We start from the raw sequence: 9721 nt of genomic DNA, 5'->3' as shown, positions 1-9721 counted from the left end.
TTTTCAGCCCAAAACAATCACTCAAATTGATCATTTTTATACCTTTTATCTATCTCAATATACCTCATATACAGTAGTTTAAAATTTCATTTTATCAGATATATTTGCATCAAAAACCACTTTGTAAAATGCACAACACAGCCGAGATCGCCGCATCGGATATATTATTGATTGATGACCATATTCTGGTAGCAGAAGGCTTTAAAGAGCTATTATTAAAGATTTTACCACCCGGTTCCAAAGTTGATATTTGCTTTTCTGTCGACAAGGCGAAAAAGCATTTACAGGGCGGTAGTTACAGGTTTGTAATCACCGATCTGATCATACCGGGCCAGGATGTGCTGGAGTTCATTACCTATTGCCGAAAAACCTTTAAGAATATTATTATTATAGTAATAACAGGTGTGGTCGATGCGAATAGTATCAGAACCTGTCTTGCTGCCGGAGCCGATGGTTACCTGAGTAAGGCAATTGAACCCCGTGACATGAAACTTGCTCTTGAGTACACCTATCTTGGTAAAAAGTTTATCAGCAACGATCTGAGCGGAAAATTGGCAGATAGTATTTTATCAGCAGAAAATACCGCATTAACCGCAAAGGAAATGGAAATTCTCAGACTGATAGCCGCCGGGAAAGGCACCAAAGTGATCGCAGAGATATTGTTCATAAGCCCTATTACGGTGATGACCCATAAACGAAACATCTTGCGCAAGCTAAACCTTCACTCCACTACGGAGCTGCTGAAATACGGCTATGACAACAATTTGGTTTGAACAGATACATTAACAGAAAGGCTTCATGCAAGAATATTGCTCCGTTTCCACATTCCGGGACGAAACCTGCCGCCCAGGTTTTATTAACGGAAAGCAGGCTATACTTTTTCTGATAGGCTTCCTGCTTTGGGGGATTGATGGTTTTGGACAAAAGAATACACCTGCCCGGGAGTGGGAAAGTTTGTTATCGGACTATGTTTCAAAATCAGTGCATGATACAGTTTACCTTCGGAAAGTGGAGGTACTTGCAGGGCAATCGCTGAAAGAACCACAACTAAAGCAAAGACTGGCAACATTTAGAAAAATAGCATGGTCCAAAGAATCTTATCATCCTTACAGGGCCAGCTACTATGGTATTCTTGCGAATCATTCCATTGCCATTCATCAGGAGGGATTTTCAATTTATTATTTACAGAAACAGGAGGAGGAATTAAAAAAGTCAGTGGGTTATGTCAATTCCCTGAGTGAACCCCGGCTGCTTCTGGCCATTTATGGAAGAGATGAGCAAAGTAATATTGATAAACGTCTGGGTATTTTTCAGGATAATCTCCCATTTCTAAAATCGTTGCCCGGTCTGCTAAAAAAACAGCAGGTGCATTATCTCACCTGCTTTAATGCGATGACTATCCTTAATCATGCCGCTCAGATTTATGCGAAAAAAGAGGATAGCCTGAAAGTGCTTGCAATATGCAATCTGTCGGAAGGCATATTCAGAGAAATTGAAAAGGATGCGGGGTTCAATAAAATCAGGAGACAACAATGCAGGCTGCTGTTGTACATGACAGAACATGCAAGAGCGAAGGTATTAAAGGATACCAGGCAGCAGTGGACCGTGCTGCACGATGCCGAAACCTTTGTCAGGGCTATGCAAACCGAATCACCATCTGCCTGGCTCAGGGCTTTTGAAAGGGCTGTGCTGACGAAAATGATTGACTTCAATATCAAACAAAATCAAACTGATAGCAGCAGATACTATTTTAACATCCTAAAAAAACAAGTTGCTTCTGACTCCAAAAATTCGTTTGGAGATGGTGCAACTAAATATTTACTTTATTCCAGTATACTAAGCGCGAAGGAAAACAATTACCGATCTGCGTACGATACGTTACTGAAGGCATACGAAATAAATGATTCCATCATAGCGACAAAAACGGCCGACATCCATAATAACATGTACGCCAACATGGTAGCAGAGCAACGCACCGAGCAACTCGTGACTGCCGAAATTGAAAAAGGCAACAGGAACATCGTCATTTTTGTCATATCAACTTTACTTATTATAGCAGTTGCTTCATTCATTTTAAGGCAAAAGGCCAGGGATGCGAAAATGAAAAGGCAAATAGAATACCTCAATAATACCACGCAGATTCAAATCGCAGAACTGGAAGCAAAAGCCAATACGGTACAAAAAAAGCTTGGGATGGAACTTCATGACGGAATTTCGGGCAATCTGGTCCACATTTGTAATCACCTGGCGACAGAATTAATGGGTGAAGTCGATCCTGAAAAAAGAGACAGATTGCAACAATTATCCGATTTGGCAAAAAAAACCTATATCGCTACCAGAGAGAAAAGCCACGAGTGGTACACACAAGGAACAGAAGATGAACTGGATGCTTTTTCCAAAAGTGTAGAAAAGATCGTTTCAAATGCGCTTGCCGGCGACAACTATGAAAAACAAATTGAGGTAGATCACCTTTCTCTGGAAAAAGTATCTCCCCTAACCCGCGTTCATCTGTTGCGCATCATTCAGGAGGCGATGGCCAATATTATCAAACATGCCAGGGCCAGTAAAATCAAGCTTTTTATTTATGAAGAAGATCATTCACTGACCCTTCAGATCACTGATGATGGCAGGGGATTTGACACGAACCCGAAGACAAATACCAAAGGCGTCGGTTTGCAATCCATCAGAAACAGAATACAGGAAATGAACGGATCTCTGGATATCGTTACATCCCCAAAAGGCACTGAACTCCTGTGTATTATTCCGATCTGAACTGCAATCAATACTGACCTCAGAGGTGCACTTCTATCGATCTAGGGCAAAAAGTCTTGTAAAGTCTCACATACTCATGCATCCTTATGAGAAAAGGATTTTCAGCATCGCAAGCGGCGGATACGATGATTCACTCTCCAACTTAACTATTTGACATTTAAATGATTATAGTTAATTATTTTTTGCTGGGATATCCATAAACATCCTTGATTCTTTCAACTTCCAGTGAGGCAACGGGTAACGCCGATGAACCAATCATAGCTATTCTAATCCCGCACCGGTACAATCGAAATGTTTAAAGTCTATGCATTTTCCGCTGCTCATCCGCTCCAATATGATACTACCAGCCAACTTGACCCTAGATCGATCAAAAAATCAAAGCCAAGATAAAATATCATTTCCCAATCCAGATGACTGAGCTCGAAAGGCAGGTTGATATTTCAGCCAACCAATTCTGCTTCAATGACATATACCTTGGGCTTATAAATCCGACACGGTCATCCCAAACCGCTACATGTAATCTCCTTATGCGCGGCCGCCGGTGAGTCTTACAACTGAGCATGATAAATCTTGCGGATGGATGAAGCTGCCAGGACAGGAGGTTGGAAAATTCGGACAGTGTGACCACCAGATTCCGTGGCAGATTGACCATCACTAGATTATTGGTAATTATGAGTTAAATAAATAACAATCATTTAATTAAACTGACCAATTCTTACCGAAACAATACGTCTTTAATTACCGAAATGCCGTGGTCAAAGGCTCCGAATTCTCCAATCTGATATCCATAACGATATCTACGCCCACACGGTAGCCGTGTTGCGGCCAGCTTACGAGCATAACTGGTATAAATTATCTCAGGATTTTTAAAGCAGAACAGGAAAGAATCATAATCGATCTGCACCCATTCTGCTTTAAAGCCGTAGGTTATAAACCAAAGCTTACTTCTCAATTTTTGAGATTTGTATTTCGGTCTTCCTGGGCCTGAGGTATTGGGAAAAATTCACTTTCTCCCTTAACAAATCCTTGCAGTACAGTTGCTGCCTGGTCGGTTCGTACAAGGTCGTTAAACCGTTCTCCCCACCATTCGCATATGAATTCTGCATGGCGCTCATCCAGAAGTTGTTGTATGGTCGCTTTGGAAAGTGGCGTAAGTCCAACGCGCTGACGGACCAAATTGAGAGGAATATCTCCGCTTTGTCCTTTGCGAATTTTTACCTCCGCATTCATCAATAATACTTCTGCATAGCGAAACACACGCACGTTATTATTGGCACCGTACCAATCAACTCTTCCCGGAGTCATTTGTGACTTAGGTAAGTATGCCTTACCATTAAAGTATTTCTTGCCCGCTGTATTTCCCGAAATGGTATCGCCATCGGGTGTTACAGAAAATGTACCTGGGCGGCCGTCAATACCACAAAGTTGAATGGTAGTTTTCATTCTCACAGCATCGTTTCGATCTTTGAGAAATTTAACAGCAGCGTCGGAAGGTACCAGCCAGCCATCTCCGTTAATTGGCCCGCCATAAGTATTCTGAGGAGCCTGGAAAAGGTGGAAATTATCCCACACCTGACCACCAGAAGTGACTACATCACCTGTCGGATTTCCGAAATCGGTATATTGTAATTCAAAAATTGACTCATCAGAAAGCTTTCCTGGTTTTTTCCACAATTGGTAATAATCAGGGAAAAGTGAGAATTTGTTGCTGTTTATAATTTGATTGGTGCTCTCCAATACGGTATTCCAGTAAACACTTCCGTTATCATTTCCAGCAAGATCCATTGCTGCTTTAGCTTTAAGAAACAATGCCGTGTACTTGGTGAGCCCGCCTTTGTGAGCAGCTTCGTTTGGACGTACGTCTTCCAGATTGGCAATGCAGAAATCCATTTCTTCAATCACGTGTTTTCTTACATCTTCCACTTTACTTTTGCCAACCGTTCCCAGATACGCAGGATCAACACTTTCAATACCAAGAATAGGTACATTACCAAAAGACCTGCTTACAAAATAATGTGTCAACGCTCTTATAAAACGTACTTCGGCTTGGTACCGAGCTAGGAGTTTTTTGTTTGCTTCATCCGTAGCAGCAATATTTGCGCCAAACTTATCCAGTTCTGTTAATGCACTGTTACAAGTGAGGATGGTTCCATAATATCTACTCCACATGTCATCCAGAGCCCAAAAACCTTTGATCACTGCACCACTTTTATAGGTGTGGATCAGCTCATTCACCTCGCTGTACCCGGTACGCGGGTCGATATCGTCACTTTGTGAAGTTTTAATAAATGTGTGTACCCAGGAAGCAAATCCTCCTTTGCTTAGTGAGCCGTAGGTACCAGATACCGGTTGGTACATCCGGTTCATATCCGTATAATCAATGGTTACAGACGGAGTCTGATTTTCGAGCGGATTGTCTAAAAAGTCGGAGCAGCCGGGCAGAATAAAAAGCGTAGCTGTTAACAGACTTAGAATCCATATTTTGTGCTTGCTATTTTTCATTGCAAAAAATGTAATGTTAAAAACCAGAATTAAAAAGTGGCTCTTACGCCCATACTGTATGTTGCTGATACCGGATATACATTGGAGTCATACCCAATTCCTGATATTTCAGGTGTAAATCCTGAGTACTTCGTGAAAATCAGGGGTCTGTCAGCTGTGGCAAAAACGCGCATTGATACAGGCGCTTTACTGCCTGCTTTGAAACTGTAACCGACTTGTACGTTTTGAACGCGCAGATAAGCACCATTTTCTACAAAGAAGGAAGCACCCTGAGGGCGGTTCCAGGATTTCGAAAGTGCATAAGCAGAAGGATACTCATTTGTTGTACCGGCACCTGTCCAGAGGTTTTCGTAAAATTCAGCATCCAGGTTAAGCGATGATTGACCCTTAACATACCTGCCTCGGTTCAGATTCATGATTTTATTTCCTGCTACACCTTGGAAAACTATATTTAAGTCGAAATTACCATAATTCAGACCGGCATTAAAACCGTAAGTTACCTTCGGCAGGTAAGATCCAAGGAAGGTGCGGTCACCATCGTCGCGTGTTCCATTTCCATTCAGATCCCGGTATTTAAAAAATCCTGGTTGTACCGTTCCAGGTACTGCGGCATTCGCACTCGCGGCAATTGGATCAGCATCTATTTCGCCTTGGTTCTGATATATTCCTGCTACCTCATACCCGTAGAAGTACTGAATAGGACGTCCTACTTCTATGCGGTTAGGAAATTCGGCCATCCATTCCGGATACCCGCCTGGAATATTTAGAAGTGATCCGATATCGGTTACCTTATTCTTGAGTGTAGATAGATTACCACCTAAATGATAGCCCAGTTTCCCGACCTGGTGATTCCAGGTTAGAGAAACATCAACCCCGCTGTTGTCCATTGAAGCCCAGTTACCATAAATGTTGGGAGCTCCAAAAGGGAAAGATCTTTCCAGTGCAACGTCACTGGTTCTACGATTGTAATAATCGACAGATCCTTTCAATCTATTTTTTAGCAACTCAAAATCAACACCAAAATCCCACTCTGTTACTACTTCCCAAGTAATATTTGCAAAGAAGTTGTTTACATTATATCCTGGGACATACTGTCCGTTCGCGTTACCCACAGAGCCAAAAATAGACGAGCCAGGGTTTCCGACAGTTACACTGGCATATCCGGAATTGGGTCTGATACCATCGTTACCTAATTTACCCCAGCTACCTCTTAGTTTCAGAAAGTCAAATGTGTTCTGGTCTTTCATGAAATTTTCCTTGGATAATACCCAGCCCAAGCCTACCGACGGGAAATAACCCCACTTAGTTTGGTATTTAGAGCTGCCATCGGCACGGAAAGTGGCCGTTAGCAAGTATTTGCTATCAAAATCATAGGTACCACGTGCAAAGAAAGACACTCCTCTGTTCCTATAACCATCTTCATCATAATAAGAGGCATTGGGTGTTCCCTGTCTGGTATACCAGAATTCCTCGTCTGCCGGAACGTTGTCTGCCGCAACCTTCGTCATTCTCCACTGTTCCTGACGTGATGATTGCCCCAATAGCACAGTCCAGTTATGTGACCCAATACCATCTCGATAAGTTAGCAAGTTATCCAATATATAATTGGTGGTCCGTTCCTGAGTTGATGCCAGATTCGAGACCAGAGTTGCAACTCCAAGGTTACGCTGAGGAACGTAATTGGCTCTCAAACCAGAGGAGTAAAGCTGGCTAAGTTGGGTGCGAAAGGTAAGTCGGTTGCTCCAAAAATCAGCTTCGGCATAGATGGATGGTAACAGTTGGAATTGTTTCAGTCTGTTAAAATTGTAATATGCCTGACCTAAAGCGTTGGCATCCCCTCTTCCAATGAGTCCGCTGTTAGAGAATTTTACCGGAAATGCGATGACGTTTTTCTCATCATAAATCGGAATCAAGGGAGAGGCGGTATAGGCAGTTAAAAATGCTTCATTGTTTGGAAAATGAGTTGTGGAATTGTTAAGTATCGAGGTGAAACCCAGTTTTAGCCAAGGAAAAGCTTTGGCCTCCATCTGTAAACGAATGTTATACCTTTTGAAGTCATTTTTAGCTTCCATTACCCCATTTTGGTAGGTGTAATTAAAACCTGCCGTGTAGGTGACCTTATCGCTACCACCCTGAACATCCACGCCCTGATTGGTGATCAGAGCTTTTTTTCGAAGGAGTGCTTTGTACCAATCTGTGCTTGTTGAGGGGTTAAGCCCGCTACCACCGTATCTGGCTACCGACTCTCTTACCGATCCTGAATCAGCAGGCGTTCTCCAGTCCAAAGCATATGCAGCAAATTGCTGCCGTTTGCCATTTTAGGAACATTGGTTGGGACCTGAAAACCAGCATAACCGTTATAAGTTACACGGGTTTTCATGTTCAACTTTCCTTTTTTCGTAGTAATTAGTACAACACCATTAGCAGCACGAACACCATAAATTGCGGCTCCGGATGCATCTTTCAGAACGGACATGTCTGCAATGTCATTTGGATTAAGGAAACCAATATCGTCTACAAACATACCATCCACCACATATAAAGGATTGGAATTGTTGAAGGATCCTATTCCACGTATCCGAACGCTCGGAGAACTTCCTGGCGATCCACTGGCAACTACCTGTACACCAGGCACACTGCCTTGTAACGCTTCCATGGGTGTTGCAGTTGTACGTTTCAGCATATCCTCCGTATTGATGGTGGAAACAGGTGCAGTAAGATCCCCCTTCTTTTGTGTTCCATACCCGATCACGACTACATCAGCAAGTTGAGTAGTTTCAGGAGCAAGTGTTACGTCGATAATTGATTTTTGGTCAACGGATATTTCCTGGGTGGCATAACTAACTGCCGAAATAACCAGGATTGATGTCTGATCTGGTACTTTAATGCTGTTATGCCCCGCTTGCGTCCGTAGCTGTACCCACTGTGGTACCTTTTACAAGAATAGTAGCACCTGGAACCACAGCTCCGGTTTCATCCTTTACGATCCCGGTTACTGTAAAGTCTTGTGCAAGAACACGAGATATAACAGCCACTAGAAGTAGGATTAAAAGCAAAAAAGGTTTGAAGAAATTTTCTCTCATACACAGTCTTGTTTAAGATAAATTATATTATTGATAAATAAAGTACTATTGACCCAATTTACCACTAAATCGGAGTTTATGTTGTTCGGATACTATTTATTTTAGGGGAGCAGAAACCAGCAAATTATTTCTGGAAATATATGACGGTTAACAATTGTCTGCTATCGACTCTGATAGAGCAAGTTACGAAACGTGCTATTACTGAACAATTAAGCTCAAAAACTCTAAAAGCCTGTCTAACAGACTACTATTTTCAATGAAAAGATCTAACATTTAAGCCAAAACTATTACATTAGTAACGGAGAGGAATTTCACATCATCAAATAATGAAGTTTCCAGCTCCTTCACGTTATGGATCACTATGGTGACTATTTAGTTGATCCTCACAAGGCGTAAGGTATTTCCACTTTTTCTTAGGCAGCACCAATAATACAGGGTCAACCCAATATTTTTATCCCGTTTAACTATATGTAAAAAGAAGAATTGCTAGGGCAATGCGGTTGCGGAAAGCTTTTTAAGTCTTTGAAAACCGAATGCGTTTATCAGAACAAGTTTATTAGTAATGAAAGAGGCTTCTATTATTGTCTTTGAGTATATCGAAATTTGGTACAACAAAAAAAATTGCACTCTGCTGTTGGGTATGTATCTCCGAGCGAATTGGAAGAAAATTTAAACAAGCAGAAAATTGCGGCTTAACTTCTTGTCCACATAATTGTTGCAATTCTACCTTGCGCTTTTATTGGACCGGGAATTCTAACTCTTGCCCCGTAATGCAGGCATTTAGTTAAGTAATCAACGTAAAGCTAAACGATAGAAAATCTCCTTTTCTGTAACCCCGTCCGACCATGTTTTGTTTTGCTCACAGGTGTACTGGAAACCGAATTTTTGGTTAGCCATTTTTGAAGCAAGATTACTTTCGCGGTGCGAGACGATGACCGAAGGAATGTTTTCAGCCTTCGCCCAATTCAGCCGTGCTTGATACAGCATCATTGAGAGTCCGATCCTGCGATACTCATTTCGGATATAAGATGCGATTAGTATGGCTTCATCGCGTTCATCACGGCTTTTTACAATACCGGTCATACCTATTACGACGGCGCCGTCTTTGAGAATAAAAATGGCACGATCTCTACGGTCTCCAATGAATTCGCGCCAATGAATCTCAGCATAAGCAGATTCTCTTTCATAGCTAGAACCAAATGATTGAGCATCGAGCAGTAGCGCTTCTAGCCTAATCTTCTTTAAGATATACCAATCGTCTTTACATAATTTCTGTAATGAATATTGCTCCTTCATACGGTGCTGAAAAAAGGTCGCCTGTTCAGAGGTGAGTCATCAATAGCAAAAAGCGCTCTTTTCCGACA

The 9721-nt window shown here is 41.9% G+C and carries 8 protein-coding genes; 2 read left to right on the top strand and 6 right to left on the bottom strand.

What is annotated here, in order from left to right; genetic code table 11:
- Window positions 1-128 precede the first annotated feature (128 nt).
- On the top strand, window positions 129-773 hold the full coding sequence (locus tag LZG71_RS27240; RefSeq protein ID WP_233825899.1) for a response regulator transcription factor: 645 nt from the start codon (window positions 129-131) through the stop codon (window positions 771-773).
- A gap of 25 nt (window positions 774-798) precedes the next feature.
- Window positions 799-2772, top strand: coding sequence for a sensor histidine kinase (locus LZG71_RS27235; protein ID WP_233825897.1), 1974 nt, complete (start codon window positions 799-801; stop codon window positions 2770-2772).
- Window positions 2773-3487: 715 nt separating this feature from the next.
- Here LZG71_RS27235 and LZG71_RS27230 read toward each other — a convergent pair.
- The 6 genes from LZG71_RS27230 to LZG71_RS27205 form a co-directional block, all read right to left on the bottom strand.
- Window positions 3488-3724 carry a hypothetical protein gene (locus tag LZG71_RS27230; protein ID WP_233825895.1) on the bottom strand — a complete coding sequence of 79 codons (237 nt, stop codon included), beginning with the start codon at window positions 3722-3724 and terminating at the stop codon, window positions 3488-3490.
- Window positions 3721-5274, bottom strand: a complete 1554-nt coding sequence (locus LZG71_RS27225; RefSeq protein ID WP_233825893.1) for a RagB/SusD family nutrient uptake outer membrane protein — start codon at window positions 5272-5274, stop codon at window positions 3721-3723. The genes LZG71_RS27230 and LZG71_RS27225 overlap by 4 nt, the downstream gene beginning before the upstream one ends.
- Before the next feature lie 29 nt (window positions 5275-5303).
- Window positions 5304-7559: a SusC/RagA family TonB-linked outer membrane protein gene (locus LZG71_RS27220; RefSeq protein ID WP_233825891.1), complete on the bottom strand. Its 2256-nt coding sequence runs from the start codon at window positions 7557-7559 to the stop codon at window positions 5304-5306.
- Window positions 7523-8026, bottom strand: a complete 504-nt coding sequence (locus LZG71_RS27215) for a TonB-dependent receptor plug domain-containing protein (protein WP_233825889.1) — start codon at window positions 8024-8026, stop codon at window positions 7523-7525. Before LZG71_RS27215 ends, LZG71_RS27220 begins: the two co-directional genes overlap by 37 nt.
- 139 nt (window positions 8027-8165) lie before the next feature.
- Window positions 8166-8357 carry a carboxypeptidase-like regulatory domain-containing protein gene (locus tag LZG71_RS27210; protein WP_233825887.1) on the bottom strand — a complete coding sequence of 64 codons (192 nt, stop codon included), beginning with the start codon at window positions 8355-8357 and terminating at the stop codon, window positions 8166-8168.
- A 792-nt stretch (window positions 8358-9149) separates the two neighbouring features.
- Window positions 9150-9653 (bottom strand): GNAT family N-acetyltransferase, encoded by a 504-nt coding sequence (locus tag LZG71_RS27205; protein WP_233825885.1) that lies wholly within the window; start codon window positions 9651-9653, stop codon window positions 9150-9152.
- Window positions 9654-9721: the final 68 nt, after the last annotated feature.

Origin of the sequence: Dyadobacter sp. CY312 (assembly GCF_021390535.1) — a bacterium.
Classification (GTDB): Bacteria; Bacteroidota; Bacteroidia; order Cytophagales; family Spirosomataceae; genus Dyadobacter.
Note: the sequence above shows the minus strand (reverse complement) of the source record. Positions and strands in the feature narration are given on the sequence as shown.

Coding starts and splice junctions, on each gene's coding strand:
- LZG71_RS27240 (WP_233825899.1), top strand. CDS start 129: ATGCACAACACAGCCGAGATCGCCGCATCGGATATATTATTGATTGAT.
- LZG71_RS27235 (WP_233825897.1), top strand. CDS start 799: ATGCAAGAATATTGCTCCGTTTCCACATTCCGGGACGAAACCTGCCGC.
- LZG71_RS27225 (WP_233825893.1), bottom strand. CDS start 5,274: ATGAAAAATAGCAAGCACAAAATATGGATTCTAAGTCTGTTAACAGCT.
- LZG71_RS27210 (WP_233825887.1), bottom strand. CDS start 8,357: ATGAGAGAAAATTTCTTCAAACCTTTTTTGCTTTTAATCCTACTTCTA.
- LZG71_RS27205 (WP_233825885.1), bottom strand. CDS start 9,653: ATGAAGGAGCAATATTCATTACAGAAATTATGTAAAGACGATTGGTAT.